Genomic DNA, 25,884 nt, shown 5'->3' with positions numbered 1-25,884 from the left:
CGAGAATCTCGTAGTTATGCCCTCATTTGTGAAGGCTATGCTTCATTCGGTTTCCATTCCTGTTTCTTACGAAACAGCTTCTTCTCTTTCTTTCCCTTTGCCTTCAGGCTCTGGCGAATCAGCTCGTCCAGTTTCTTATAGCGTTCCTCTTCTGCCTCATCCTGCTCACGCATTAGATAATTCATTTCTTTCAGTACATAATCTCTTACCCTCTCACTGACTTCTTTGCCAAGTGCCTGATTATTTTCTGCAATCGCACCCTTTACAATCTGCGACATCATATGCTGAAACTGTTCCAGCCGCCTTGTGTTGTCCTCTACCTCCGTGGAAAGGGTCTGCTTTGCCGGCTCCGATGCTGCTGCCGCCAAAAGCTCCGGTGCATCTTCCCTGCCACCATTATGTATCAGAAGCTTGATTGCTTTTAACTGATATCCCTGCTCTTTCCATTCTTTTATCTTCATGAATTGCTCAATATTTTCTTTTGTATAATAACGGTGTCCCATTTCGTTGCGGGGTACCGTAAGTTCTAACTCTTCTTCCCAGTATCTAAGTACATGGGATTCTACATTTACAAGTGCTGCAGCATCTGAAATCATATACCGTTGCTTGTCCATAATTGCTCCTCCTTTGCCACTGCTTCTTCCTTAAAATTATAACGCTGCGGCTTTTGTCAGTGCAATTATTTTCCATCGTATTATTCCGACATATTGTGCGTATTGAATGGCTTCTCCTACGCCGTTATGGTCATTATCTGCAGTTACAAGTTTATATCATTCTTTTATCTCTTCACCGGCATTCTGCTAAATGATTAAGCTCGATTGCCTCTTCTTTCATATTTTATCTTCTTTTTACGCTACACTGATGGCAGATTTTTTAAATTCCTTAAATGAAAAACTCATTGCAAAATCGGAAGGTTTTCCAATACATTAATCATTGTATTTTCAGTTTTCGCAGTATTTTATGTGATATAATACGATTAAAACTGTTGAAAAAGTGATTGTAGCAATGGATTTGTTTGGTCAACCAGCTGATCATATAGAATTAAGAAATATAGCTAATCCATATGGAATGAAGATATTAGAAGATGGCGCACAAGGATTACGTTCATTAAGTGTACATTGAAAAGGAAATATGATAATATAAGAATTGGTGTAAATTCAAGATTAGATACTATTCAAACAGCAATATTATTAATTAAATTAGAGGCTTTTAAAAAGTATGAGATGTGTTACAAGAAGTTTTAAAGCAGAATGAAAATGAATATAATAGAGATGTTTGCGGATGCAGAAAGGAGTTTTGGACATTAAAAATAAAAAGGGGAGAACATATAGGACAAGCACATCCGGATCATAATTTGGAAATGTCATTTAAAGAAAAGCAAGAGTGGGCTTTACGTTTTAGTGAATTCTTTGTTTAGGCACCCTCTAGTAAGATTTAGAAAAGATATAGGGAGAAGATGTCTTGCCTATTCTGATTATATGGAAATTAAGCGTTTGATAAATTTGAAAAAAAGACATTTTTTTATGAAGAAGAAAAAACATAGTAAAAAGGCAGGTGGCTATTCTAAATAAGAAGTTGGGTACAGATTTAACTGACGCAGAGGTTATAGATTGTATTAATAGAAGTCTAACGGGCTATTTTACATATTATAATGAATATACAGTATAATATTCCCCAAAAAGATAATTTTATTCCTGATGAAGTGCTTACATTTGGAGAATATTGGAACCAGACAACCTGTTATCCGGGGAAAATGGTGGCGATAGGAAATCCCCATCTTGAGGAATGTGTTACTACAATGAAAACAATAAAGTATTTCCCAACTATTTTAATTCTTTCTCAAGGGCCAGTAGGAGAAGCATTGGTTAAATTAGCAATAGAATTAAAAAATTTAGTTAGAAAAAAAGGAATTCCTGCAAGAATTATTTATAAATTACATCCAAATGAATATATAAGTTGGAAAAAAATATATCCAGAATTAGTTGGTTCAGAAATAGAAGTGGTTGATAATAATGAAAAAGATCTGTATTACTATTTCTCAATATCCACGCATCAAATAGGGGTATTTAGCACAGCTATTTATGAAGGAATGGCATTTGGTGTGAAAACAATTATATATAAGGCATATCGGTATGAAACAATGAAAGACATTATTGAAGCTGGTTATGCTAAACTTGCTGATGATGGAAATTCTGTGCTAAATGAAATCATGAACAAGGAAGAACAAAAAGTCCCAACAGAGATGATATGGAAGTCTAATGCATTGAGTAATCTGAAGAAAGAACTGATGGGGTAATATATCAAAATATTAGATTGGAAAGAGAGGAAGGACAATGGTCTTGGCAGTAATACCGGCTCGTGGCGGCTCAAAAGGAATACCACGGAAAAATGTCCGTTTGATGAATGGAAAACCACTTATTTATTATGCAATTCATAATGCAAAGAATTGTCCGAGCATTGATGATGTTGTAGTTTCATCGGATGATGAAGAGATTTTGAAAATAGCTTCTTCTTATGGTGTAGAGACCATGACCAGAGATAGTGAACTGGCAAAGGATGCCGTGACATTAGACCCGGTTATCTATGATGCAGTCTGCACTATGGAAAAGAAGAAAGGGATTCAGTATGATGTGGTAATTACCTTACAGGTAACATCACCGTTACTTTCTTCTGATACCTTGGACAAGGCGTTGGAAAGCTTTTTGGCTTCTTCCGATGATACTTATATCAGTGTGGTAAATAAGCCACATTTATCCTGGACGAAGAAGGATGGCTGCTATGTACCGAATTATGAGAAACGTCTGAACCGTCAGCAGTTACCGCCGAACTATCTTGAGACAGGTGCATTTCTGATTACAAGAAGAGAATGTATGGAGGTAAACAGCCGTATTGGAAAGAAGGTTTCTGTCTATGAGATGCCGGAGCGTGAGGCGGTGGATATTGATGCAGCTTCCGACTGGGTATTGTGTGAGCATGAACTGAAAAAGAAACGGATTATTCTTCGGGCAGACGGATACAAAGAGCTTGGAATGGGACATATTTATCATTGTCTGACACTGGCATATAATCTGACTGGACAGGAGCTTCTCTTTGTAACAAAAGAGCAGCATGAGCCGGGACTGAAGAAACTGCAGGAAGCAAATATGCCGGTACATACCATTAAGAGTGACGAAGAATTCATGGAATTCGTGCAGGAATGGAAGCCGGATGTTGTAGTAAATGACTGCCTGAATACCGAAGCAGATTATATCAAAGAATTAAAAAAATATGTGAAACGTGTCGTAACCATAGAAGACCTTGGAGAGGGCGCCGATTTTGCAGATGCAGTGATCAATGCGCTGTATGAAGACCATACCAGAGGAGATAATTATTATTGGGGAGCCAATTATGTATGCCTCCGGGATGAATTTTTCTGTGCTGCACCATCTGTATTTCATGAGCAGGTGCAGAATGTAGTGGTTATCTTCGGTGGAACAGACCCATCGAACTTTACCAAGAGAATCTATGAAATGGCAAAACGGATTCATAAGGATTATCCGGAGATTAAATTCCATTTTGCACTGGGTGTAGGATATGACCAGAAAGCAAATCAGATTGAAACAGACGAGGCAGCAGGCATCTATGTAGAACAGAATTTAAAACACATCAGCGACCTGTTTGGTAAGGCAGACCTGGCATTTACTTCTCAGGGCAGAACCGTCTATGAGCTTGCAACCATGGGCGTACCTGCAGTGGTTATGGCTCAGAATGAGCGTGAGATGAAGCACACCTTTGCACAGATGAACAATGGTTTCTTAAATCTTGGACTTGGAATCAATGTGGCAGATGAAACCATTGAGACAACCTTCCGCTGGCTGGTTGAGACACCGCAGATTCGAAAGGAAATGCAAAGCCTGATGATGCGTCATGATTTGAAGTCCGGTATTAAGCGGGTAATTGGATTGATTTTAGAGGATGAGGAGATATAATTTATGAGCAAAATTATCGAACGTGCTCTGGCACATAAAGTAGTACTGATTGCAGAAATTGGTGTAAATTATTATGACATTGCAAAGAAAATGAACATTTCCAATATGGAAGCTGCAAAGTTAATGATCAAAGAAGCAAAGGATGCTGGAATTCATGCGGTAAAATTCCAGACCTATAAAGCTGATACGCTGGCAGCAAAGGATTCTCCATCTTACTGGGATACCACGGAAGAGACAACAACATCCCAGCATGAGTTATTTCAGAAATTTGACCAGTTTGGTGAAGAAGAATATCAGGAACTGAAAGATTATAGCGATGAGATTGGAATTGAATTCTTATCCACAGCATTCGATATCGAATCCGCAGATTATCTTGATAAGATGATGGATGTTTATAAAGTATCTTCATCCGATATGAACAACCTTCCGTTTGTGGAATATCAGGCAAAAAAGAATAAGCCAATGCTTATTTCGGTAGGTGCAGCCAATGAAGATGAGATTGACCGTATGATAGCAACAATCCGTAAGGTAAATAACCAGCCACTCTGTATTCTGCATTGTGTACTGGAATATCCAACACCATATGAGCATGCCAATCTGAATAAGATAGCAAGTCTGAAAGAGAAGTATCAGGATTTGATGATCGGATATTCAGACCATACGAAGCCGGATGTTTGTGCAGATGTGATTAAGACAGCATATAATCTGGGCGCAGTAGTAATAGAGAAGCATTTTACACTGGACAAGACTTTAAAAGGAAATGACCATTATCATGCCATGGACCCGGATGATGCAAGAAAGATTCTTGCTGGACTTGAATTTATTGATACCATCCGTGGTAAAGGTGATTTATGCTGCTTAGAGACAGAACAGATTGCCAGAAAGAATGCAAGACGTTCTCTGGTAACGACCTGTGATATCGCAAAAGGAACTGTGATCACAAGAGAAATGCTGACCTTCAAGAGACCGGGAACTGGAATTTCACCGGAACGGATGGAAGAAATTATCGGACGCACACTGACGGTGGATGTGGCAGAGGATACGATTTTACAATGGAGTATGATGAAAAACGACTAGAAATAGAAAGGGATAACTATTATTTTACCTTCTTTTTACGCTACCCTGATGGTAGATTTTTCTTAACTTTAATATTGTAATTGCATCAATTCATTATTCAAAGAAGTGTTTTTATGAGAAATCCAAATCTTTGCAGATATATCATGCTCATTTTTATTATGCTGGGTTTAATACTTTCAGGAATTTCCGGACTGATATTCGGAATAAAGACCCTGCATCCCCTTTTTATTATCGGTATTCTTATTTCTTTTGTATCTCTTATTTTTGGTATTCTTAGCATCCGCTGTCCCATCTGCCATCGGCAGTTACATTTAACGGGTATTACGCCGGATGATTTCTGTCCATTCTGTGGGGAAAAGCTGTAAATTAATTTCTATATGTACTTGTTTTTTGCCGATGAAAACAAAAAACTACGAGAAACATGCCTTGTGTGTTTCCCGCTACTCGTATAAAAACCCCGGATGCTGCTTTTTCAGGCAACACCCGGGAATGCTTATTTCTCCATATTGGCAAATCTCGTGTACTGAGGCAGCCATACCAGGTTGACGGTTCCGATAGGACCGTTTCTTTGCTTGGCTACGATGATTTCGGAGATTCCTTTCATTTCACTGTCTTTGTTGTAATAATCATCACGGTAAATGAACATTACAACGTCGGCATCCTGCTCGATAGCTCCGGACTCTCGAAGGTCGGATAACATTGGTCGATGGTCAGGACGCTGTTCTACGGCTCGGCTCAACTGGGACAGTGCCACTACCGGCACATTCAGCTCACGGGCCAGCGCTTTTAAGGAACGGGAAATATCTGAGATTTCCTGCTGACGGGATTCGGAATGTCTGCCGGAGCCGGACATCAACTGTAAGTAGTCGATGATGATTAATTTCAAATCGTGCTCTAATTTATATTTACGGCATTTACTTCTAAGCTCGGATATGGAAATACCCGGCGTATCATCAATGATTAATTTGGAACGGCCCACGTTGCCTGCTCCTTCAATCAGCATTTCCCAGTCTGCATCCGTCAGGTTACCGGAACGCAGCTTCTGGGCATCTACTCTTGATTCCAGAGAAAACATACGGTTTACCAACTGTTCCTTACTCATTTCCAGAGAGAATATTGCTGTTGTCTGCTGGGAATGAATGGCTACATACTGTGCGATATTTAATACAAACGCCGTTTTACCCATGGAAGGACGGGCTGCAATCAGAATCAAATCGGAAGGCTGCAGACCTGCCATCTGATAATCCAGATCCACGAAGCCGGTAGCAATTCCGGTTACGGAGCCTTTTTGCTTGGATGCTTTTTCAATCTTATCCAGCGCATTGATTACGACCTGCTTAATCGGGACATAATCTCCACCGCCACGATTCTGCACCAGATTAAAAATACTCTTCTCGGTATCTGCCAGAATATCTTCAACACTTTCTTTTCCAAGATAACATTCATCTTCAATGGACTGGGTGGTCTTAATGAGCTTACGCAGAACTGCCTTCTCTTTGACGATATTGGCATAATATTTTACATTGGCGGATGTCGGTACGGATGTTACTAAGTCTCTTACAAATTCCAGGCTGCTGATTTCCGCCGGCACATCCTTTTCTTTTAACTTATTCTGCAATGTAATCAGGTCAACCGGTTCTCCTGCATTAAACAAATCCAGCATGGATTCAAACAGAATTCCATACTGCTTGTGATAGAAATCCTCTTCAATGAGAATCTCTCCGGCTGTCATAATTGCTTCTTTATCCATAATCATGGAACCGATAACTGACTGCTCGGCTTCCAGACTGTTTGGCATAATCCGCTTTACCAGTGCCTCTTCCATGGAGGTTCCTCCTAATCTACTCTTCCGTTACTTTTACACGTAATGTTGCAGTTACCTTTGGATGAACCTTAACCGGCACTTCATATACACCAAATGATTTGATGGCTTCTTTTAACTGCATTTTCTTCTTGTCTAACTCAAGACCCAGCTGATCATGCGTTGCCTGGGAAATCTCTTTGGTGGATACAGAACCAAAGGTTCTTCCGCCTTCTCCGGCTTTCATTTTCACTTCTACGGTCTTATCCTTTATCTCATCTGCCAGCTTTAATGCTGCCTGATAATTCTCTTCTGCAACCTTATCTGCATGTTTGTTCTGCAGCTTTAAGTCATTTAAGGTCTTGTTGTTTGCCTCAACTCCCAATTTCTTCGGAATTAACTGATTTCTTGCGTAAGCATCACTTACATTTACTACCTCACCTTTTTTTCCAAGGGATTTTACATCTGCTAATAAAATTACTTTCATTCTTCTATATCTCCTTCCTCAAGCATTTCGTCTATGGTGTCTTCTATGATGCGTTTTGCCTGGGACACGGTACAGTCACGAAGCTGGCAGCCCGCCATGTTCAGATGTCCGCCGCCCCCAAGACGTTCCATGATTTTCTGCACATTGATTTCATCAATGGAACGGGAACTTACATATATTTTGCCCTGATATTCGGTTAATACAAAGGACGCTTTGATTCCGACAATATTTAACAGCTCATCTGCCGCCTGGGCTCCTACGATGGTAGGGCTTTCAATCTTATCTGCCGGACAGATGGAAATGGCAAATGCACCGCGGTATACTTCCGCATGGCGGACCACTTCTGCTCTGGCTTTGTAGGCATCCATATCATTTCGAAGCATTTTTCTTACACGGGTTACTTCCGCTCCGCAACGTTTCAGATAAGCAGCTGCTTCAAAGGTACGGACACCGGTCTTAGTCATAAAGTTGCTGGTATCGATTAAGATTCCCGCATAAATACAGTCTGCTTCGTGGGGTGCCAGCTTGATATTTTCTGTAAAATACTGCAACACCTCTGCTACCATTTCACAGGTAGAAGATGCATACGGCTCAATATAGGAAAGTACCGGATTGGAAATGACCTCACTGCTCTGGCGGTGATGGTCAAATACTACGATACTGTCGGTCCGCTTCAAAAGACCCGGACACTCCGTATGGCTCGGACGGTTTACATCCACCACCATAACCAGTGTGTTATAATCCGTCAGCTCCAGCGCACGTTCACTGGAAACAAACATATCCGGCGGATAACCCTTCTCTGTGGTAAAACCTTCCTTCAACGGACGAAGGGAGGAAGTTACCTGGTCTAAAACAATCTGCGCTTTCTTTCCTAATACTCTTGCGGCGCAGTAGATTCCGATTGCCGCACCAAAAGCATCCGTATCGGAAATGGAATGTCCCATAATCATAACATGCTCACGGCTCTCGATAATCTCCCGCAACGCATGGGCTTTGACCCTTGCTTTTACACGGGTGTTCTTCTCTACCTGCTTGCTGTTTCCACCATAGTAGACAACATTTTCACCCTCTTTAACCACAACCTGGTCACCACCACGGCCCAGTGCCAGATCGATTGCCATACGGGAATATTCATAATTCTGATTATAAGTATCACCGCCGACACCGATTCCGATACTTAAAGTCACCGCCATTTCATTTCCGACTTTGACGGTCTTAACATCTTCAATCAGGCTGAACCGGTCGCTCTGCAGCTCCGCAAGATATTTATGCTGGAATACCACAAAGTATTTATCCTTCTCAATCTTACGCACCAGCGCATCCATTTTCGTAAAATACTGGTTTACCTTCCGGTCAATCAATGCCACTAAAAGTGAACGTTTTACGTCTTCAATACTGTCTAACGCCTCGTCATAGTTGTCTATGTATACAAGACCTGCCACCAGCTTCTGTTCTTCATTTTCACGGATGTAATTATAAAGCTCTGTCTCATCAAAAAGGTACAGCGCTGTCAGATACTGTTCATCCTCTTCAATAGATACAATGCTGCTGTTTTCCGCCATTTCCTCAAAATAAATCTTGCTCATTTCAATACGGAAATTATGCTCCTGCCAGACCATATTTACATCTTCCACGAACTGCTCCTGCTGAATCAGCTCTCTGGTAATGCCCGGGAAAATGCTGGTGATGGATTTATGGAAATTCTTGGTCTTTCCGGTAATCTCCGTAAATTTCTCATTGACCCAGAGAACCTTTCCGTTATAGTCCAAAAGTGCATACGGTATTTCGAATTCATTGAGCAGCTTCTTCTGCACCGTTCCGTACTGAGTGGCAAAATTAATCAGCTCATTCACCAGCACCGGTTTATTAACATTATAAGATATCACCACAACAATGAGATAAATCCCAAGGAAAATGGATACCAGTAACGCTGCCCCTTCATTTACAAAATACATCGGCACGTTCATGCATGCCAGCAAAATAGTAAGCATCAGCGGCCAGTACATATAATTTTTCAGATGACCCTTCAGCTTGATTTTTTTCTTCATAAATTTCTCCTATATAAATGCGGATATTTTTACACAATTGTTACGACCACATACATATACAGAGTGTATTATAGCATTGTTTTATCTGTTTTACAATTCGCTTCCGGCATGAATCTTCTTTTCGTAGGATAAAAGCAGGTTTTCTATCTGTAATGCAACGCTTTCCGGGAAAGTTCCGGCATACTTCAGTGGTATTTTTATCCAGAAATCAAGATTCTGATAACGTTTCTGTCCTCTGGTATTCGCCCTGTCCTGTTTTGCTGCCACCCGGATTTTCACCTGCGCCCGTTTCTGCTCCAGCAGCGGCACCAGAATATAATAAAGCCGGTCATCTTTTAATGAAAGATAACCGGCTGCCTCGCTGGACTGCTTCTTTATTTCTTATTGGCTTACTTCTTCTTTGCCATCAAAATAATCTTTTACCATCTTCACTACGACACCGGACAATAAGAATACGGCAATCAGGTTCGGGATTACCATAAGTCCGTTAAAGGTCTCTGCTATACTCCACATCAGTCCCAGATTCATAGTTGCACCCACGATGGCAACCAGTGAATAAAGGAGCATAAATGGCTTATTGGCTCTGCTTCCAAACAGGAATTCTATACAGCGGGTTCCGTAAAGTCCCCAGCCGATAATCGTTGAAAATGCAAAACAGCACATGGCAACTGCAGTAAAAATAGACACCCAGCCGCCATATACAGAAGTAAATCCACTGATGGTAAGTTCTGCGCCTGCTGCCGCACCATATCCAACCGGAACTCCACTGCAAAGAATGACAAGTGCAGTTAAAGTACAGATTACAATGGTATCTACAAATACTTCAAAAATTCCAAAGAAGCCCTGTTTTACCGGTTTTCTGGTGTCTGCACAGGCATGTGCAATAGAGCCGGTACCAAGTCCTGCTTCATTGGAAAAGATTCCACGGGATACTCCTTTTTTCATACTCATAAAGAAACTTCCCACTGCACCGCCTGTTACGGCTGCCGGGTCAAATGCGCCCCGTATAATAGAAGAAAATACGGTCGGAATGCTTCCTATATGTACTACTACGACACCTACTGCCAGCAGAATATACATAATTGCCATAAATGGCACCAGTTTCTCTGTCACCTGTCCGATTCTCTTGATTCCGCCCAGGAGAATCAGTGCAATCAGAACCGCCAGTACGATTCCGATAACAAGATTTAAGGTTGCTGCTCCATCTTCTGAGAGTAGATTATAATTATATAATGCAGAATCAATTGCTGTTGTAATGGTATTGACCTGTGTGGCATTACCGGTTCCGAATACCGTCAGCACACCAAATGCAGAAAACAGATATGCCAGCCAGTGCCAGTGTTTCTTTAATCCATTTTTGATGTAATACATTGGTCCGCCAACGTAATCGCCCTCTTTATTTCTTTCCCGGAAATGCACCGCAAGGGTTACTTCCGAGAATTTGGTACACATTCCCAGCAATGCGGATATCCACATCCAGAATACAGCTCCCGGTCCACCAATGGCTATCGCACCTGCCACGCCGGCTACATTTCCGGTTCCTACTGTTGCCGCCAGTGCCGTACAGACTGCCTGGAATGGAGTCAGTGCTCCGTCAGAGGCTTCTCTTTTCTTGAGCATCCGCCCTAATGTAATTTTCATCGCATATGGGAATTTACGAATCTGTAGAAAGTTGGTCCGGATACTCAAATAAAGTCCGACCCCGATAATGCAGATCATGGCTGGAACGCCCCAGATGAAATTATTCACTGCACTGTTGATGGATTCAATCATTGCTAACATTATGTGTTCCCCTTTTATCTTATTTTCCGGTGGGATGGAGGGGGAAAAACATATCCGGAGAGAAGATTATGAAAATCAGGTTTTCGGATGTCTCCTTTCCACCCTTCATCCCACCTGTAAAGTCAGTGTAACGCATGAATTATAGCATAATTTTTCTCAATTTACCATGACTTTAAACAGAATATAAGCCCGGGTGAATGCAGATTTTCTCTCCGTTGCGGAGAAGATAAATATCCTGTCCGCTTCCGTTAAATAATATTTTTTCATCCACGCTGGTATATACGCTTTTTACTGCCATAAGATAATGGCAGACCTCTGCATTGGTAGCATACCAGATATCTTCCCTGCCGCCTGTCATTTTGCAGAATTCTTCTATCACATCCCAGTTCTTATCCCGGTCAAATTCATAGCTGTGTCCCCAGACATAGAAAAGATACTGGAACTGTGGCAGATCAAAGGCAAGAAATTCTTTCGCATGTTCGAGCAGTCTGTTGTTATGGTGACAGGTAGGATTCCATTCATAGAAATCCTGCGGATGCGTGTATTTTCCGCTGTCCGTTGCTGTTCTGGCATAATGGATGCCAAGGGAGGGAAGAAGTGTTTTTATTTCATGGCTGTAGGAACCATTCGGATAAGCATGACCGCAGACGATTTTTCCGGTCAGTTCTTCCAATGCCTCGCGGTCTTTTAATATTTCTTTTACTACATCTGTCATAGGACAGCGGGCTATGGTCAGATGTTCCACGCCATGGGTTGCAACTTCATGTCCCTTATAAAGCTCTGCTATCCTGTCTTTTCCAATTCTTCTCTCTTCCTGCATACAGCCGGAATTCAGGTTGAAGGTTCCCCGGATTCCATAACGGTTGCATATTTCCAGTAAATGCACATCTGACCATAAGCCATCATCATAGCTTATGGTCAGTGCTTTATTCCGGAAACCCGGATATGTATAATAAATCACAATGCAATTTCCTTAAGATCAGCAAATGTTGTCATCGGATAATCCGTTTTCTCATAGAAAGCGGCATCTCCGATTCCGGCAGCCTTCATTCCACCGCATTTTGCTGCTTCAATTCCGGCAACTGCATCCTCAACTACCAGACACTCTTCTGGTGGAAGTCCGATATACTCTGCCGCTTTTAAGAATACTTCCGGGTCAGGTTTGGATTTTGTAATATTGGTGCCGTCAGAAACTGCATCAAATACATCATCCAGTCCTACCTGTTTTAAAATAAATTTGGTATTCTTGCTGGAAGAACCAATCGCAACTTTTATGCCTGCTGCCTTTAATGCAGCTAAGGTCTCCCGGACTTCACCTGTTACATCATCCGGTGTCATGCTCTTTAATTCTTCTTTATAGTAATTATTTTTTTCTTCTGCCAGTGCTTCCTTTTCTTTCTGGGAAAGTGCCGGTCCATGGTAGTTTCTTAAAATAATTTCAAGGCTTTCCATTCTGCTTACACCCCGCAGCAGATTGTTAATCTCTTCATTAAAGAGAATGCCGCATTCATCAGCTATTTTCTTCCATGCACGATAATGGAGCTTATCGGTATGAACCAGTACTCCATCCAGGTCAAATAAAATTCCTTTAAATTTCATCTTATCCCTCCAAATCTGCCACCCATTTTCCAGCTAATTTTATCCAGTCCTGACAACGTTTCTGAATACCGAATCCTGTCTCCGTAATCTGCGTTTCTTCATTGGCAAGCGAAAGTCCATGCAGTCCTTCCGGGAAAATGTGAGCTTCCACGGAAACCTGATTCTTTACCAGTGCTTCCGTAAACATCAGTGTATTCTGGATTGGCACCGACTGGTCCGTTAAGGTATGCCAGATAAACACCGGCGGCACCTGCTTTCCTACCTGATGCTCCAGACTTAAAAGCTCTTCTAATTCTTTGCTCTTTTTCGTTCCCATCAGGTTTTCAATGCTGCCGTGATGTGCATATGTTCCAGATGTAATTACCGGATAAGAAAGCAGTAATCCATTTGGTCGCATCTGCTCTGCGGTAAGTCCTGTTTCTTTTGCAAGCCAGTCTTTGTCCCAGAACACACCAAGGCTTGCTGCCAGATGACCGCCTGCTGAGAAACCGGCTACGATAATCTTATCTTCTTTGATGCCATATTCCCCGGCATGTTCTCTTAAATATGCAACGCTCCATGCCAGTTCGCATAAGGACTGTGGAAATTCTGCCGGTGCCACGCTGTAACGCAGGACACAGGCATGAAATCCTCTGGCAATATACTGCACCGCAACTGCCTCGGCTTCACGGTCAGAAGTAAATTCATAGCCGCCGCCCGGGCAGATAAGTACCAGCGGGCGGGTACGATTGCTGTCAATCTCTTCAAAATTATCTAAAATATAAGTATACAATTTTGCATCGGTCGCCTTTGGCGTCTGAACCGGTATTACGTTATATTTCATAACTTCACCTTCTTTTTTCTATTCTTTACTAATTCTCCTGATAAGATAATTCTGCCTTCCGGCTGCCTGCATCCATCGTATACTCCTGTCCATAGATGCAAAGTGAAACCGCTTCGCCTTCTAACAGTTCTACACTGCAGGTTTCTTTATTTACGCATATCTCTAACAGGCTTCCATGATAACGGACACGGAAATGATATCCCTGCCACTTTTCCGGTATAGATGGTGCTAAGAAAAGTGTCTCTTCTTCTGCCCGTAATCCGGCAAATCCATTGACAATTGCCATATAGCTTCCACCCATATTTGCTGCATGTATTCCATCCTTGCTGTTCTTGTGGGTATTCAAAAGGTCCATCTTGGCAGAGTCGCCAAAGTAATAGTATGCCTTATCCTTTAAGCCCAGTCGGGATGCCATGATACTGAATACACAGGTGGAAAGGGATGAATCATGGGTTGTAATTTTCTCATAATAGCGGAAAGAGTTCTCTTCTGTTTCTTTGTCCTGATAATCCGGAAAAAGATAATGTGCTAACACTGTATCTGCCTGTTTACATACCTGATAACGGTATAAATGTAACGGATGATAATGCAGTAACAGAGGGAATTCTTCCTGTGGTGTGTGCTCTAAATCCCAGATTGGTTTCTGCAAGAAGGAGTCATCCTGCGGATTGATGCCAAGGGTTTCATCATATGGAAGATACATTTTCTCCTGCGCTTCTTCCATTGCCTCGATTTCCTGCTCTGTCAGGTCATTTTCTTTACAAAATTCCTGATAAGCTTCTTTTTCTTCTGCCAGCCGTTTTGCAAATTTCAAAAACCACTGCATGCTGTATTTTGCGCTGGCATTGGTATAATAATTGTTGTTTACAATACAGGTATATTCATCCGGTCCGGTTACATCATTGATTACAAAGCGGTCTTTATAGTAGTTTCCTACATCAAGCCACAGCCGGTTGGTCTCTAAGAGAATCTTTAAACCCATTTCCTTGATGAATTCCCAGTCACCGCTGGTCTTATAATATAAAATAACTGCGTATGCAATATCTCCATCAATATGATACTGGGCTGTTCCGGATGGGAAATAACCGGAACATTCTTTGCCGGTAATGGTACGCCATGGATAGAGTGCACCTTTTTTATGTCCTAATAAAGCCGCATTTTCTTTGGCTTTTCCCAATGTCTTATAGCGGTATTCCAAAAGCTTTCTAGCGATTGCCGGATTGGTCATGGCAAAATACGGTACCATAAACATTTCCGTATCCCAGAAATAATGTCCTTCGTAGCCTTCACCACTTAAGCCTTTCGCCGCAATGCTGGAATATCCGTCGTAACCGGCTGACTGCAGAAGCTGATACATATTAAAGCAGAGGGATTCATTTAAGTCTCTGTCTCCCACGATTTCCATGGAAGAGTTGTTCCAGAACTCTTTTAAATATTCCTGCTGTTTTTTATAATAAGAAGCAATTCCCTGCTCCACTACTTTGGAAAGCTTCTCGTCTGCGGCTTTTCTGCAATCCTCTTCCCGGATAGAATCTGTAAAAATACTGTATTTTATGATTCTTACTTCATCTCCCGGCCGTATATCAAAGCGGTAGCTTACGTCCATTGCATGTGCGGTCTCATCATAGGTTACTACTTCTGATGGCTGGCGCTTCTGGTTAACAGTGACTATATTTGCCACTGCACTTGCCACCTTAAGATGGCTCTCTACGGTAGAACTTACGAGACATGCACAGGATTCACATATGTGAACATCTTCTTTTTTCAAATGATTGTGGCTTTCCCCTGCCAGTCTTGGGTCCTTTGGATTAAAATAATTTCTGACCAGTCCGAAATGTCTGGAATGTATTTCTACCGTTCCGGAAAAATCAATGGACTGGAAGCAGTAATCAATGGTAAAAAGGGAACGTTCTTCAAAGGAAGCCATTCTTGTAATATTAAAATGAAGCTGCTTTCCTTCCTTGTTGCTCCAGTCTACTTCACGTCTGGTAATTCCTTTTTCCATATCCAGTGTTCTTACATAACGGCAGTCTGCGTCATCCGCCATGGAAAATTTCTGCCCGTCAAAGGACACCTCTATGGTCTGGGTATCTGCCACATTCAGCATGCTCTCTTTATCTTCCACGAGATTGCACAGTTTTTCCGCCTGCTTCATAGGTGCAATATCATAAAAGCCATTAATATATATGCCCCGCATGGTGTCGAAATCTGCCGGAACGCCTTCTTCCAGAGTGCCGCGTACTCCGATATAGCCATTGGCATTATGAAAAATGGTTTCCTGCAGCTGCAGGTTCTTCTCATTTAATCCAATTCCTGTTACCTGATAAACTTTATTCATAAGTGCTCCCTTTCCTTAACCCTTTACTGCACCGGCTGCTACACCTTTGATAATATGCTTTTGGCAAAGCAGATAGAAAATGATAACCGGAATAATGGTAAATGTCAGTGCCGCCATTGCCATATTCCACTCGATGGTATACTGTCCGAAGAACAGTGACATTGCCAGCGGAATGGTCTTATTTTTGATACTGGTCAGTGTCAGTGATGGTAATAAGTAGTCGTTCCAGATCCAGATAACATCCAGAATAATTACGGTTACGGTAATGGATTTTAAAATCGGGAATACAATTCTCCAGAATAGCTGCCAGGTATTACATCCATCAATAATTGCGGCTTCTTCTAAGGATACCGGAACGGAGGATTTGATAAATCCATGAAATAAGAACACACCCATGCCGGCACCAAAGCCTACATACATAAAGATTAATCCACCTAAGGAATCTTTAAACGGAATTCCGAAGAATTTGCCGAACTGGTTCATTTCCTGCATCAATGGCATCATGATGGTCTGGAAAGGAATCAGCATGGTAAGAATCAGTACGCCATATAAGAATTTGCTCAATTTATTATTAGAGCGGACAAACATCCATGCTGTCATGGCACTCAGTAATACGATAATTCCTACTGCAATTACAGTTACAATAATGGAATTTTTAAATGCCATTAAAAAATCCATTTTCTTTAAAGCGCCCTGAAAATATTCCAGTGTAAAATGCTTTGGAAATGCAAAGATATTTTCATATAATTCTGCACGGCTCTTGAAGGCATTTACGATTACCATATATACCGGAACCAGCCATACGCAGCACAACAATATTACCAGAACATTTACGATTACTTTTCCAACTGGTCTTTTCTTCATTATGCTGACACCTCCTTATCTCCGGTAATCTTAACCTGAATTAATGTAATCAATGCAATGATGACAAAGAATACGATTGCTTTTGCCTGCCCATATCCGAAATGGCTCTTGGTAAAGATTTCATTAAAAATATTCATGGATACCATTTCTGTTGAGTTGTTTGGTCCACCGCCTGTCAGGGAAACGTTTACATCATAAATCTTGAAACAGTTGGATAATGTTAAGAACAGACATATTGTAATGGATGACATAATCAGCGGAAGCTTAATGTTGATTAAAGTTCTCCAGAAGCCTGCCCCGTCAACCTCTGCAGCTTCGATTACATCATCGGAAATTGCTTCTAATCCTGCGATATATACAATCATCATATATCCTGCCATCTGCCATGTAGATACTACAATCATGGCACAGAAAGCCATTTTCTTATTTACAAGCCAGTTAAAAAATATGTTTGTTAATCCGGTCATATTTCCGATCGTACTCATGGCGTCTCCAAGAACGTACTGCCAGATATAACCTAAAATCAATCCACCAATCAGGTATGGTAAGAATAACATGGTTCTTGCCACATTACGCACCTTCAGTTTGGTTGTTACCAGTACTGCAAATGCCAGTGCCAGTACATTGACAATTACTACGGTAATTAATGTAAATGCTGTTGTTCTTACTAATGATGTCAGAAATTGTTTATCCGAAAAAATCTTTGCATAGTTTGATAATCCTACAAACACCTTTTCACTTTTTGCCAGTCCATCCCAGGATACAAGGGAATAACCCATTCCCGTAAAAAACGGAATGATTACTATAATGCAAAACATAATCATCAATGGAGCGGTAAATAATGCATACCAGCCTTTTTTTATCTTCATCTTTGTCCCTCATTCCTTTTCTAATGTGAACAGGTGCTGCCAGAGACAGCACCTGCAATTAATGTTTACTCATTTGCTGCTGTTACGAATGAATCATTTAATGCTTTTAAAAATTCATCCGTTGTCATATCCGAGGAGAAATATTCCTCTGCGTTCTGTACCAGGTAAGTTGTGATGATACCTGCAGGCCACTCTTCGTTGAATGTCCAAGGAATGATGTTGCCTTCAGCGATTGCATCAGATACTGCCTGTGATAATGGGTCTAAGTTATCAGCTTCCATACCATCTACTACCGGAATAAATCCGAATTTGTTTGTAAGGTAATCAGCTCCTGTTTCACTTGTGTATAACCAGTTTAAGAAATCTTTTGCCAGCTGTTTGTCACTGTCGCTTGCATCTGTATTTACACACCATACAGAAGGAACACCGACTGCGATGGATTTGTTGCCTGCAATTGGTAATGGAGCAATTCCCATATCAAAATCTACATCATAGGATGAGAATAAGGAGTAGCACCAGTTACCCTGATGGATCATCTCTGTCTTGCCGGTTGCGAAGTCACCACAGTTGTCATCATAAGATACTTCCAGCGGATTCTTCTGGTTCTCTTTGATTGCTTCAAAAATCTTTCCAAGTTCCTGGAACTCTTCTACATCAGCGATATTTACTTTTCCATCGTATACATCCTGGCAGAACTGTGCCGGATCATCCTGTAATGCGAATGGAGTATTTAAAATCTGTCCGATTAAGAAGTAAGCTTCCTGTGAAAGTCCAAGTCCTGTCTCACCATCTGCTGTTGCATCTTTGATAGTCTGAACCAATGCATCGGTTGTATTAATCTGGTCTTCACTGATTAAGTTTTTGTTATAAACCAGTCCGAAGCCTTCTGCTGTCATCGGAACTCCGACTGTCTTATCATCGCTCTTTGCAATGAGGTCATCATTAATCTTGTCTAAGAAGCTTAAATCACTTAAGTCCTCTAAGTAAGCTGACATCTCAGCAATCTCTGTACTGGATGAAAGTGAGAATACGGTAGGACCGGATTCACTGGACATATATGTCTTTAAGTTCTGGTAATAATCATCTCCGGAAATCTGCCATACTTCAACTTCAACACCGGTTTCTTTTTCGTAGTCAACTGCCAGTTCTTTTAACTGATCATAAATCTCTGTCTTCTGCTGGAAGATTGTAATCTTTCCGCTGCTCTTTCCACTTGCGCCCTCTGTATTGGAAGCATCGGATCCTCCGTTAGAACCACATCCTCCTAATACCATGGAAGCACTTAATACAGTTGCCAATACTAATGATACGATTTTTCTCTTTTTCATTTTGTACCCTCCTTGTATTGCTTTGTTTTTGATAACTATACTTTACATAAATTTTACTAATTCGTCAATCCTCTTCGTTATTTTTCTACCTTTTTCACTGTTTTTGTATGGTTTTGTTGTGTAAAACGACTGTTTTTAGACTTGCATTTAGTAAATTTAGTAAATATTTACCTTTTCTTTAGTAAAACAAATAATATTATTATAGTAAATTTTCGGTACTCGCACAAACTACACGAAACACGCTTTGCGAATTTCTCGCTACTCGCGAAAAAAGAAGAACCCTCTGTACCAGAAGATTCCTCCATGTCCTGTTTTTTATCTTATTTTCTATCGTGTGGTCTTTCTCCAGTGAACCTTTGCGGCAATCTTAAAGGTATCAAAGCTGCAGCTTCCCGCAATGTTCTGAAGCAGGAACTGGGCTGCCAGATAGCCTCTCTCATAATCCGGGATATCTACAGTGGTAAGTCCCATCAGTTCTGACATCTCGGTTCCATCGAATCCGGTTACTGCTATATCATCCGGAATCTTAAGGCCTTCCTGCCGCAGTGCCTTCATTGCTCCGATTGCCATATTGTCGTTGGCACAGACCAGCACTTCCGGAATATTATCCGATAACAGCATCAGTCTGGCTGACTGATAGCCACTCTTCTCATAATAATCACCCAGAAAGTAATTTTCCCTGCTGAATGAAATTCCATTTTTCTGCAGCACATCCTTTAATGCCTGATAACGCTCCTGGTTATCCAGTGTATCTATTCCTGCAATATATCCAAAGCGGCGATAACCTTTATCTACCAGCCCCTGCACCAGTTCTGACATTGGTGCATAATTATTGACTACCACGCTCTTAATATTCGGCACATCCATAATCCGGTCCAGCGCCACAATGGGATAACCTTCATTAGCTTTCTGAATTAAAGTAGAATTCTTACATTTCATATCCAGCATAATGGTTCCACAAGTCAATGCCGGGTCCATAAATTTTTCACAGGATTTATTGGTACATATCATTAAATCATATCCTCTGGAATACACATAGTCACTGATTCCATGAATGATTTTCAGATAAAAGTTACGCTCATAATCACTGAAATTAAAAAGAATGGTGTTTGTATCTTCTGCCGGCTTCCTATTTTTCCCCTTGTTAATATCATAGCCATTTTCCTTGCAAATCTCTAAGATCCGCTGCCTTGTCTCTTCCCCAACATTATTCCGGTGATTCAGTACATTGGATACGGTTGCCGGCGATACATTCGCCAGCTTTGCAATTTCTTTTACTGTCATACGCTTCCTCACTTTACTTTCTGCTCCCAAAGTAAATAATTACCTTTGTTTAATACCTCTTTAGTAAACGTATCACAATTTTTATATAAATTCAACTGAATGTTATAACAAAAAATGTGCCTTGGCACATTCCCGCGCCTGCGGCGGTCGCCTGCGACATCTACCTTATACGCCGCAGTGCGCATCCTCGCAGAGCGTTTTTTACTTTACAGGAAAGCAATTTCCTGTAAAATAAAAACGGGAAGCCCGCTAAGCGTACTTCCCTCAATATGACTATTTATCTCAACGAGACCAGGCGGTTCTCTTTTGCTACCCGTACTGCCTGTCTTCTCGTCCTGACCCGGAGCTTCGCAAATATATTTTTTCTGTGAAACTTTACGGTATTGATGCTGATTCCCATGAAATCTGCAATTTCCTGATTAGAACGCTCATCTGCTATCAGCCGGTCAAATCGTCTTTCTTTTACAATCGGAAGCAGCTCATCTATAAGCTGAAATGCATCCTCTTTCCGGTCACTTAAGAAATAGCTGACTGCACATAAAAGATTCATTTCACATAAATCCATGACACGGTCACCCTTTCGCAGCGGCTCCCTCAAATACTCTGCCAGCGAAAGCATTGCCAGGTATTTTTCTTCCAGAATATATGCCCGCATCTTTATCATATATTTATAGGTATCCAGCATATTCAGTTCTCCAAATTCGCTGGGCGCCTCATTTTCCATCCATTCCGTTACTGTATCCACATCACCATCATACAACAGTCCCCAGGCTTTCATTGCTCCGAAATTCTCTAAAAGCCATCTGCTCTGTTCCTTATGAAGTCTCTGATATATCTCTTCCAGGATCGGATATACCACCGCTATCTGTTCGGTTGCTATCATAATCCGCATCTGAAGGCTCAAAGCAATAAACAGAACAGCAATTTCGCCTTCTTTTTCTATAAATGGAATAATTCCAACTAATGTAGTAATTGCTTCAAAACATTCATCTCTCTGATAGCATACTTCTGCATAAGTTATTTCTGCAATTCCAAGGGAACTGTCTCCATAGAAGCATTTTACCCAGTCCTTTAGCTGTTCCTTCCGGTCATGCACATAATTTCCATACATGGTCATATCCCGGAATCCGTTTATCATGGTAATTCTGCCTGCTGCCAGAGGAAGATTCGGCAAAATGCCATAATTATTATATATTTCAGCCAGCTTAAGCAATGCAGCTCTTGCCCTCTCCCGGTCAGTTCCCGGAATAATTACATCAAGATGCAGCTTCATCAGACGTTCATCCCCTACATATGAAGCATATTTCTCCGCCTTTTCCAGATTCCCGTAAATAGCCTGAATAACAGCTTCTGCTGCCGCAAGTGTTGGTGTTTTCCTGATTTCCTCTTTTGAAAACTCCCTTTTTACAAAAGTGTGTCTGATGCATACTAACTCATAATTATACGAAACACCACTCTTTTATTCATTTTTCTATTCACTTCTTACTAATGGGTATTCATTTTTACTTTAAGTTGTCGTGCAATTTATTAGAATGGAATTTTTGAAAGAGCCAGCACCTTGAATGGGCTGACTCTTTCAATGTCACTTGTAATTGACAAACTGAAATTTGTCTATTTAATACAAAATATTAGTAATTTCATTATATTCCTCATCGGTTAATACTTTGACCCATAAGCAGGGCTGAACATCTACAAATCCTGCTTTAAGCATTGTTTCTTGATCTGGACTATCAATATAATATAATGCAGGTTTATCTTCTCCCATAACACGATATGTGGCGAGATTACATAAAACTCCTTTGTAATGTACTTTCATAGAAAATTACCTCTTACCTCAGCCTTGTTCCTCTACGCAAAATTCAAAGCTTCGCGAGCTTTGTACTTTCTTTAATTTTCTCAGTATTACTGAAAGTTTCAAGTGGAAATTATCAAATCAATTTTTTCGCATTATCTGCATTCAATTCAACATATCCACATTTTGGACATACATAACATGAAACAGTACTATTCTTTTCATTCTCAAAGATACCGTTTTTCTTATTAGTTAAATAAACAACCGTACCTACTGCATCTCCTTTTAATTTTGCTTTAATCATTTCCTCTTTACATCTTAAACAATCCATCTTTATTCCTCCATAAACTTCAAATCTTCACGTGACTACAGACTCAACAGAAGCCTGTAATTTGTCGCTTTAATACCCGTGGTCAACATGTTCCCAATTCCCACTGTCATTCCTAATTAGAATCCATTTCCAATCATCATATGTTGAATCCGGATTAAGCGAACCATCCCCGCCTGATGAGTCTACATCGAAAGATGATAATATTACGATTGCTTCATCCGCGTCATATTGTTCAGCCCATTCATCAAATTCATCGGCGTATGTATCTCCGGGATAGGACAGTTTTGTCAGTGTGCAGCCGTCAAATTCGTTGCCGAAATAGTCTTTTACTGTTTGGAAAGCCGCCTCAATATCACTGTCTGAATATATTTCCGATGGTTTCCAATCAGGAATTTGAACATTGTCAATATTCCCACCACTATTCTTTCCACTACAGCCGGCAAGAACAAAAATCATTATCAAAGCTGTCAGAAAACAGAATAAAGTTTTCCTATTCATTTTTCGATACCTCCTACGAATTCAAATTTGTATAACAGTAGTCTAACACACGTTGTTTAAAAATACTACAGCCAAGCCAATGTCTGTAATTTGCCCTAAAATTTCATTTTATGGAATTTGGACTACTTGATTTTCTAATTGCTTACGCAATTCGTGAAATGTATAATTATACTGTTGATACATCAGACACACAAATGTAAATAGGGACTTTGAAAAAACTTCGAGATATTTTCTACATGCTTAAATCCATTCAGACAGCACGGACAGGCAAAAATCCTGCTCATCTTATCCCGAAGAGTTTCATAATCTCTCTTTTCTACCAGTTCATCCAGTTCTTCTTCTCTGAAAAATTCATTATCCCGGTTTTTCATGCATTCCCCTCCGACACGATTCGACACTTTTTATCTGTTTTTATAATAATTACGAATAACCTGCCTGTAAACTACCCGAAAGTGTAGGTTTTTCATTTACCCGGGAATTTTTTAAAACAGGGAATTTAAAACACTTGACCGGAAGATAAGTTCAAGTGCAAGAATTGCACTGCACAGTAAAACAGCAAGAGTCAGCTATTGCAAACTCTTGCTGTTTGAATATACCTTAAAAAAAGGGACTATTAATATTTCTATTTTCTCTGTAACCGCTTCTGCAGCACGCCCTTTGGATCTTTGATTAAAAACATTACCAGCCAGATGATTAATCCTAAGACTACTACGGATATCCCCAGGAAAAAATCATTCAGCATGTCCACCGGTTCCGGTGTAAAATACGCTGCCTTTAATTCTATGTACTCAACTACCGCATCTACCAGCCACATCAGTGTGGCGCCCCAGTACATAAGACTTAAGGCTCCTATTCGCATCTCGTTGGTGCCGTCCTTAAAATACCATACCAAAGTTACAATCACTGCCGCAATGGCTGCCGTAAGCAAAGTCATTACTGAACCTCCTTACCTGCACCGATAACCGGGCGCTTCTCAATTACATTGGATACTGCCACCATACCAACCCACACTGCCGTAACAAGTACTGCCATGGCAACACCGGTTGTTGCCATCTCATGGAGCATTGCCATCGCATCCTCCGGATTTCCTGCTGCTGTTAAAAATGGGAACCATGGTGTCACTTCGCCATGCCAGATATGTTCAAATGCCAGAAGTGCAGAACCGCCCCAAAGCATATGATTTAACCATTTTAATTTATGAGAAAATGGTGTCTTGCTGTTCTCACTTAAGGTAAGCTCCTCTTTATTTGCGCGTTCCTCTTTCCCCTTTACCACATGCTCTGCAATTGTGGTAACTGCAGCTTCCGTTGCCGGAACTAAAAAACATGCCATATTTATATCCTCCTTATAAAACTGATACTTTTATTATATGAGGGAATTTTCTCAAAGTCAATTGTATTCTGCTGTTTCTGCGGGTTTCTTTCTGTTGCGCTTCCTTTCCAGGATATATACAATCACCGTAAGAATTGCGGAAGTTATCAACAAAAAGTAGAAATTTATTCCACGGGACACACACATGGATGCCGTAAGAAAAGTTCCCGGAAATACCCCGGCGAAAATGCTCTTATACATCAGCTCCGTAATTCCCTGTGCCCCCGGCAATGGCAGCATATCCACGGCAATATAGACGGATGCCTGGAGCATCATGACCGTAAGCGCATCTGTGCCCTTTAAATGAAAGCCAAGATATACAAGATAAGTCAGGAAAAATACACTGCATCTTTGCAGCACCGTAAATAATGTGACCGCCACGATTTTTCCCTTATGTCCGGCAAAAAACTGCACCGTCTCACGGTATTTTTCCGCAAATCCGGAGAGTTTTTCGATTCGTTCCTCCGAATGCTTCAGCAGGTGAAACCGTACGCAGAACCGCTCTGCTCCTGTCACAATATTGTGAAACAGCTTTGGCCCGAACATCACGATTAAAAGAAAAATCACCAGCACTGTATTTAACAGAAGTCCCAGATAAAAAAGCCACATATAGCTTCCCAGATAATTCTTTAGCGGATGATAGCCAAACAGCAGCATGAAAAGTCCAATCACCACCAGCACAAATTTGTAAAGCACTGCTACCGTCATTAAGACTACCGTACTTTCCGATATCTTTAACCCATCTTTTTTCATATGATAGAGCTGCATCGGCTGTCCGCCTGTAGCGGACGGTGTGATTCCCGAATAGAAAAATCCGATAAAAGAATATTTGATACACCTGCCTGCTGCAACGGGATTTCCCAGTGCTCGCAGAAGATAGCAGATCATCAGCCCTTCTGCCGATACGAAGAAAATCCCCAGACCCATGGCCCCAAAGAGATACCACGCATCCATTTTTCTTACTGCCTTTGCAACCTCTGTCATATCATTTCCCTTACAGATAGCAGAGAAAGTCAGTGCCGCCAGTAAGAGAAACAGCAGGACACTGATGAGATTCTTTTTATTCTTATGCAATTTCTGTCCGATACTGCTCCATACGGATGAGCTGCTTAAGTTCTCCTTCATAGATGACCTCTTTCTGCTCTAATTCATAAAAATCTTTTGGAGTTACCAATGAAAAATGCTTCGAAAAAAGCTTTAACCCATTTTCCTCTAGCACCCGGGCAATAAAGGAGGAACAGGTATAGCGTTTCTCCCGGAAGAATTCCTTCTGCAATAAAATAAAAGGCAGCCCTGCGATGCAGTAATGATATTTGTAGCGGTTTTCATAGCATTTTTTCAGCTGCTTTCTGATATTTTCCTTCTGCTCCTCCGTGCAGTCTATGGCAAATATCATATAACGCGCCGTTGGAAATGCCCGCATGATTTTCTCCTTTTCTTCCCGCTCGAAGCCCGCCAGAAGCGGTATTGAAGGAAATCTTCTTCCCACACTGTAGCACTCATCCAGCATCTCGTCCATGCCAAGCACCACATGTATGTAATCCTGCCGGATAGCTTTGCGGATCATCCATGCAAACAGCCCCGGCGTATCTACTAATCCGATGTATAATTTTTCCATTTTCTT

29 protein-coding genes are annotated in these 25,884 nt (G+C 41.0%); 5 read left to right on the top strand and 24 right to left on the bottom strand.

Annotation, left to right across the window (positions count from 1 at the left end):
• Positions 1 to 35: 35 nt before the first annotated feature.
• Positions 36 to 614, bottom strand: a complete 579-nt coding sequence (locus DXB43_RS07755; protein ID WP_117947276.1) for a MerR family transcriptional regulator — start codon at positions 612 to 614, stop codon at positions 36 to 38.
• A gap of 391 nt (positions 615 to 1,005) precedes the next feature.
• Here DXB43_RS07755 and DXB43_RS15775 point away from each other — a divergent pair, with 391 nt between their 5' ends.
• The 5 genes from DXB43_RS15775 to DXB43_RS07730 all read left to right on the top strand — a co-directional run bounded on the left by DXB43_RS15775 (position 1,006) and on the right by DXB43_RS07730 (position 5,045).
• Positions 1,006 to 1,122: a hypothetical protein gene (locus tag DXB43_RS15775; protein ID WP_334294170.1), complete on the top strand. Its 117-nt coding sequence runs from the start codon at positions 1,006 to 1,008 to the stop codon at positions 1,120 to 1,122.
• Between the two features lie 103 nt (positions 1,123 to 1,225).
• Positions 1,226 to 1,417 (top strand): hypothetical protein, encoded by a 192-nt coding sequence (locus tag DXB43_RS15280; RefSeq protein WP_117842360.1) that lies wholly within the window; start codon positions 1,226 to 1,228, stop codon positions 1,415 to 1,417.
• A gap of 234 nt (positions 1,418 to 1,651) precedes the next feature.
• Positions 1,652 to 2,296: a hypothetical protein gene (locus tag DXB43_RS07740; RefSeq protein WP_117947275.1), complete on the top strand. Its 645-nt coding sequence runs from the start codon at positions 1,652 to 1,654 to the stop codon at positions 2,294 to 2,296.
• Between the two features lie 37 nt (positions 2,297 to 2,333).
• A complete protein-coding gene (locus tag DXB43_RS07735) occupies positions 2,334 to 3,968 on the top strand; it encodes a cytidylyltransferase domain-containing protein (protein WP_117699179.1) in 1,635 nt (544 codons plus the stop codon).
• A 3-nt stretch (positions 3,969 to 3,971) separates the two neighbouring features.
• Positions 3,972 to 5,045, top strand: coding sequence for an N-acetylneuraminate synthase family protein (locus tag DXB43_RS07730; protein WP_117699178.1), 1,074 nt, complete (start codon positions 3,972 to 3,974; stop codon positions 5,043 to 5,045).
• A gap of 97 nt (positions 5,046 to 5,142) precedes the next feature.
• Here DXB43_RS07730 and DXB43_RS15015 read toward each other — a convergent pair whose 3' ends face one another.
• From DXB43_RS15015 to DXB43_RS07615, 23 genes are all read right to left on the bottom strand, one after another.
• The gene (locus DXB43_RS15015) at positions 5,143 to 5,325 is read right to left on the bottom strand and encodes a hypothetical protein (protein WP_147343897.1); all 183 of its coding nucleotides are present in this window, start codon (positions 5,323 to 5,325) and stop codon (positions 5,143 to 5,145) included.
• 213 nt (positions 5,326 to 5,538) lie between these two features.
• Positions 5,539 to 6,870: a replicative DNA helicase gene (gene dnaB, locus DXB43_RS07720; protein WP_117699176.1), complete on the bottom strand. Its 1,332-nt coding sequence runs from the start codon at positions 6,868 to 6,870 to the stop codon at positions 5,539 to 5,541.
• A 16-nt stretch (positions 6,871 to 6,886) separates the two neighbouring features.
• A complete protein-coding gene (gene rplI, locus DXB43_RS07715; RefSeq protein WP_117842217.1) occupies positions 6,887 to 7,333 on the bottom strand; it encodes a 50S ribosomal protein L9 in 447 nt (148 codons plus the stop codon).
• Positions 7,330 to 9,381, bottom strand: a complete 2,052-nt coding sequence (locus tag DXB43_RS07710) for a DHH family phosphoesterase (RefSeq protein ID WP_117947274.1) — start codon at positions 9,379 to 9,381, stop codon at positions 7,330 to 7,332. The genes rplI and DXB43_RS07710 overlap by 4 nt, the downstream gene beginning before the upstream one ends.
• A gap of 90 nt (positions 9,382 to 9,471) precedes the next feature.
• Positions 9,472 to 9,648, bottom strand: a complete 177-nt coding sequence (locus DXB43_RS15105) for a hypothetical protein (protein WP_158564748.1) — start codon at positions 9,646 to 9,648, stop codon at positions 9,472 to 9,474.
• A 114-nt stretch (positions 9,649 to 9,762) separates the two neighbouring features.
• Positions 9,763 to 11,163 carry an alanine/glycine:cation symporter family protein gene (locus DXB43_RS07700; protein WP_117842215.1) on the bottom strand — a complete coding sequence of 467 codons (1,401 nt, stop codon included), beginning with the start codon at positions 11,161 to 11,163 and terminating at the stop codon, positions 9,763 to 9,765.
• Between the two features lie 172 nt (positions 11,164 to 11,335).
• The gene (locus DXB43_RS07695) at positions 11,336 to 12,124 is read right to left on the bottom strand and encodes a polysaccharide deacetylase family protein (RefSeq protein WP_243006658.1); all 789 of its coding nucleotides are present in this window, start codon (positions 12,122 to 12,124) and stop codon (positions 11,336 to 11,338) included.
• Positions 12,121 to 12,762, bottom strand: a complete 642-nt coding sequence (pgmB, locus tag DXB43_RS07690) for a beta-phosphoglucomutase (RefSeq protein WP_117947272.1) — start codon at positions 12,760 to 12,762, stop codon at positions 12,121 to 12,123. Before pgmB ends, DXB43_RS07695 begins: the two co-directional genes overlap by 4 nt.
• Position 12,763: 1 nt before the next feature.
• A complete protein-coding gene (locus DXB43_RS07685) occupies positions 12,764 to 13,585 on the bottom strand; it encodes an alpha/beta hydrolase (RefSeq protein WP_117947271.1) in 822 nt (273 codons plus the stop codon).
• Positions 13,586 to 13,613: 28 nt separating this feature from the next.
• Positions 13,614 to 15,923 carry a glycoside hydrolase family 65 protein gene (locus DXB43_RS07680; RefSeq protein ID WP_117947270.1) on the bottom strand — a complete coding sequence of 770 codons (2,310 nt, stop codon included), beginning with the start codon at positions 15,921 to 15,923 and terminating at the stop codon, positions 13,614 to 13,616.
• A 15-nt stretch (positions 15,924 to 15,938) separates the two neighbouring features.
• Complete coding sequence (locus DXB43_RS07675) at positions 15,939 to 16,787, bottom strand: carbohydrate ABC transporter permease (protein WP_117842211.1); 849 nt, start codon at positions 16,785 to 16,787, stop codon at positions 15,939 to 15,941.
• Positions 16,787 to 17,656: a carbohydrate ABC transporter permease gene (locus tag DXB43_RS07670; protein ID WP_117947269.1), complete on the bottom strand. Its 870-nt coding sequence runs from the start codon at positions 17,654 to 17,656 to the stop codon at positions 16,787 to 16,789. Before DXB43_RS07670 ends, DXB43_RS07675 begins: the two co-directional genes overlap by 1 nt.
• A gap of 65 nt (positions 17,657 to 17,721) precedes the next feature.
• Entirely contained in the window at positions 17,722 to 18,984 is a 1,263-nt protein-coding gene (locus DXB43_RS07665; protein WP_117842209.1) for an ABC transporter substrate-binding protein, read from the bottom strand.
• Positions 18,985 to 19,311: 327 nt separating this feature from the next.
• Entirely contained in the window at positions 19,312 to 20,268 is a 957-nt protein-coding gene (locus tag DXB43_RS07660; protein ID WP_117947268.1) for a LacI family DNA-binding transcriptional regulator, read from the bottom strand.
• Between the two features lie 277 nt (positions 20,269 to 20,545).
• Positions 20,546 to 21,541 carry a LuxR C-terminal-related transcriptional regulator gene (locus DXB43_RS07655; RefSeq protein ID WP_117947267.1) on the bottom strand — a complete coding sequence of 332 codons (996 nt, stop codon included), beginning with the start codon at positions 21,539 to 21,541 and terminating at the stop codon, positions 20,546 to 20,548.
• Positions 21,542 to 21,883: 342 nt separating this feature from the next.
• Positions 21,884 to 22,084, bottom strand: coding sequence for a hypothetical protein (locus tag DXB43_RS07650; RefSeq protein WP_055237874.1), 201 nt, complete (start codon positions 22,082 to 22,084; stop codon positions 21,884 to 21,886).
• Between the two features lie 112 nt (positions 22,085 to 22,196).
• Positions 22,197 to 22,391, bottom strand: coding sequence for a hypothetical protein (locus DXB43_RS07645; protein ID WP_117691176.1), 195 nt, complete (start codon positions 22,389 to 22,391; stop codon positions 22,197 to 22,199).
• 69 nt (positions 22,392 to 22,460) lie between these two features.
• Positions 22,461 to 22,889: a hypothetical protein gene (locus tag DXB43_RS07640; protein WP_055291182.1), complete on the bottom strand. Its 429-nt coding sequence runs from the start codon at positions 22,887 to 22,889 to the stop codon at positions 22,461 to 22,463.
• A gap of 182 nt (positions 22,890 to 23,071) precedes the next feature.
• Complete coding sequence (locus DXB43_RS07635; RefSeq protein ID WP_117699007.1) at positions 23,072 to 23,260, bottom strand: hypothetical protein; 189 nt, start codon at positions 23,258 to 23,260, stop codon at positions 23,072 to 23,074.
• Between the two features lie 251 nt (positions 23,261 to 23,511).
• Positions 23,512 to 23,823 (bottom strand): hypothetical protein, encoded by a 312-nt coding sequence (locus DXB43_RS07630; protein ID WP_117699006.1) that lies wholly within the window; start codon positions 23,821 to 23,823, stop codon positions 23,512 to 23,514.
• Complete coding sequence (locus DXB43_RS07625) at positions 23,823 to 24,221, bottom strand: hypothetical protein (RefSeq protein ID WP_117947266.1); 399 nt, start codon at positions 24,219 to 24,221, stop codon at positions 23,823 to 23,825. Before DXB43_RS07625 ends, DXB43_RS07630 begins: the two co-directional genes overlap by 1 nt.
• 57 nt (positions 24,222 to 24,278) lie before the next feature.
• The gene (locus DXB43_RS07620) at positions 24,279 to 25,385 is read right to left on the bottom strand and encodes a lysylphosphatidylglycerol synthase transmembrane domain-containing protein (protein WP_117947265.1); all 1,107 of its coding nucleotides are present in this window, start codon (positions 25,383 to 25,385) and stop codon (positions 24,279 to 24,281) included.
• A complete protein-coding gene (locus tag DXB43_RS07615) occupies positions 25,327 to 25,878 on the bottom strand; it encodes a hypothetical protein (RefSeq protein WP_117947264.1) in 552 nt (183 codons plus the stop codon). The genes DXB43_RS07620 and DXB43_RS07615 overlap by 59 nt, the downstream gene beginning before the upstream one ends.
• Positions 25,879 to 25,884 lie beyond the last annotated feature (6 nt).

The organism is Roseburia sp. OM04-10BH (genome assembly GCF_003462605.1).
Lineage (GTDB): Bacteria > Bacillota > Clostridia > Lachnospirales > Lachnospiraceae > Roseburia_C > Roseburia_C amylophila.
Note: the sequence above shows the minus strand (reverse complement) of the source record. Positions and strands in the feature narration are given on the sequence as shown.

Coding starts and splice junctions, on each gene's coding strand:
- DXB43_RS07755 (WP_117947276.1), bottom strand. CDS start 614: ATGGACAAGCAACGGTATATGATTTCAGATGCTGCAGCACTTGTAAAT.
- DXB43_RS15775 (WP_334294170.1), top strand. CDS start 1,006: ATGGATTTGTTTGGTCAACCAGCTGATCATATAGAATTAAGAAATATA.
- DXB43_RS07740 (WP_117947275.1), top strand. CDS start 1,652: ATGAATATACAGTATAATATTCCCCAAAAAGATAATTTTATTCCTGAT.
- DXB43_RS07735 (WP_117699179.1), top strand. CDS start 2,334: ATGGTCTTGGCAGTAATACCGGCTCGTGGCGGCTCAAAAGGAATACCA.
- DXB43_RS07730 (WP_117699178.1), top strand. CDS start 3,972: ATGAGCAAAATTATCGAACGTGCTCTGGCACATAAAGTAGTACTGATT.
- DXB43_RS15015 (WP_147343897.1), bottom strand. CDS start 5,325: ATGCTAAGAATACCAAAAATAAGAGATACAAAAGAAATAAGAATACCG.
- dnaB (WP_117699176.1), bottom strand. CDS start 6,870: ATGGAAGAGGCACTGGTAAAGCGGATTATGCCAAACAGTCTGGAAGCC.
- rplI (WP_117842217.1), bottom strand. CDS start 7,333: ATGAAAGTAATTTTATTAGCAGATGTAAAATCCCTTGGAAAAAAAGGT.
- DXB43_RS07710 (WP_117947274.1), bottom strand. CDS start 9,381: ATGAAGAAAAAAATCAAGCTGAAGGGTCATCTGAAAAATTATATGTAC.
- DXB43_RS07700 (WP_117842215.1), bottom strand. CDS start 11,163: ATGTTAGCAATGATTGAATCCATCAACAGTGCAGTGAATAATTTCATC.
- pgmB (WP_117947272.1), bottom strand. CDS start 12,762: ATGAAATTTAAAGGAATTTTATTTGACCTGGATGGAGTACTGGTTCAT.
- DXB43_RS07685 (WP_117947271.1), bottom strand. CDS start 13,585: ATGAAATATAACGTAATACCGGTTCAGACGCCAAAGGCGACCGATGCA.
- DXB43_RS07680 (WP_117947270.1), bottom strand. CDS start 15,923: ATGAATAAAGTTTATCAGGTAACAGGAATTGGATTAAATGAGAAGAAC.
- DXB43_RS07675 (WP_117842211.1), bottom strand. CDS start 16,787: ATGAAGAAAAGACCAGTTGGAAAAGTAATCGTAAATGTTCTGGTAATA.
- DXB43_RS07670 (WP_117947269.1), bottom strand. CDS start 17,656: ATGAAGATAAAAAAAGGCTGGTATGCATTATTTACCGCTCCATTGATG.
- DXB43_RS07665 (WP_117842209.1), bottom strand. CDS start 18,984: ATGAAAAAGAGAAAAATCGTATCATTAGTATTGGCAACTGTATTAAGT.
- DXB43_RS07660 (WP_117947268.1), bottom strand. CDS start 20,268: ATGACAGTAAAAGAAATTGCAAAGCTGGCGAATGTATCGCCGGCAACC.
- DXB43_RS07655 (WP_117947267.1), bottom strand. CDS start 21,541: ATGAAGCTGCATCTTGATGTAATTATTCCGGGAACTGACCGGGAGAGG.
- DXB43_RS07650 (WP_055237874.1), bottom strand. CDS start 22,084: ATGAAAGTACATTACAAAGGAGTTTTATGTAATCTCGCCACATATCGT.
- DXB43_RS07645 (WP_117691176.1), bottom strand. CDS start 22,391: ATGGATTGTTTAAGATGTAAAGAGGAAATGATTAAAGCAAAATTAAAA.
- DXB43_RS07640 (WP_055291182.1), bottom strand. CDS start 22,889: ATGAATAGGAAAACTTTATTCTGTTTTCTGACAGCTTTGATAATGATT.
- DXB43_RS07635 (WP_117699007.1), bottom strand. CDS start 23,260: ATGAAAAACCGGGATAATGAATTTTTCAGAGAAGAAGAACTGGATGAA.
- DXB43_RS07630 (WP_117699006.1), bottom strand. CDS start 23,823: ATGACTTTGCTTACGGCAGCCATTGCGGCAGTGATTGTAACTTTGGTA.
- DXB43_RS07625 (WP_117947266.1), bottom strand. CDS start 24,221: ATGGCATGTTTTTTAGTTCCGGCAACGGAAGCTGCAGTTACCACAATT.
- DXB43_RS07620 (WP_117947265.1), bottom strand. CDS start 25,385: ATGAAGGAGAACTTAAGCAGCTCATCCGTATGGAGCAGTATCGGACAG.
- DXB43_RS07615 (WP_117947264.1), bottom strand. CDS start 25,878: ATGGAAAAATTATACATCGGATTAGTAGATACGCCGGGGCTGTTTGCA.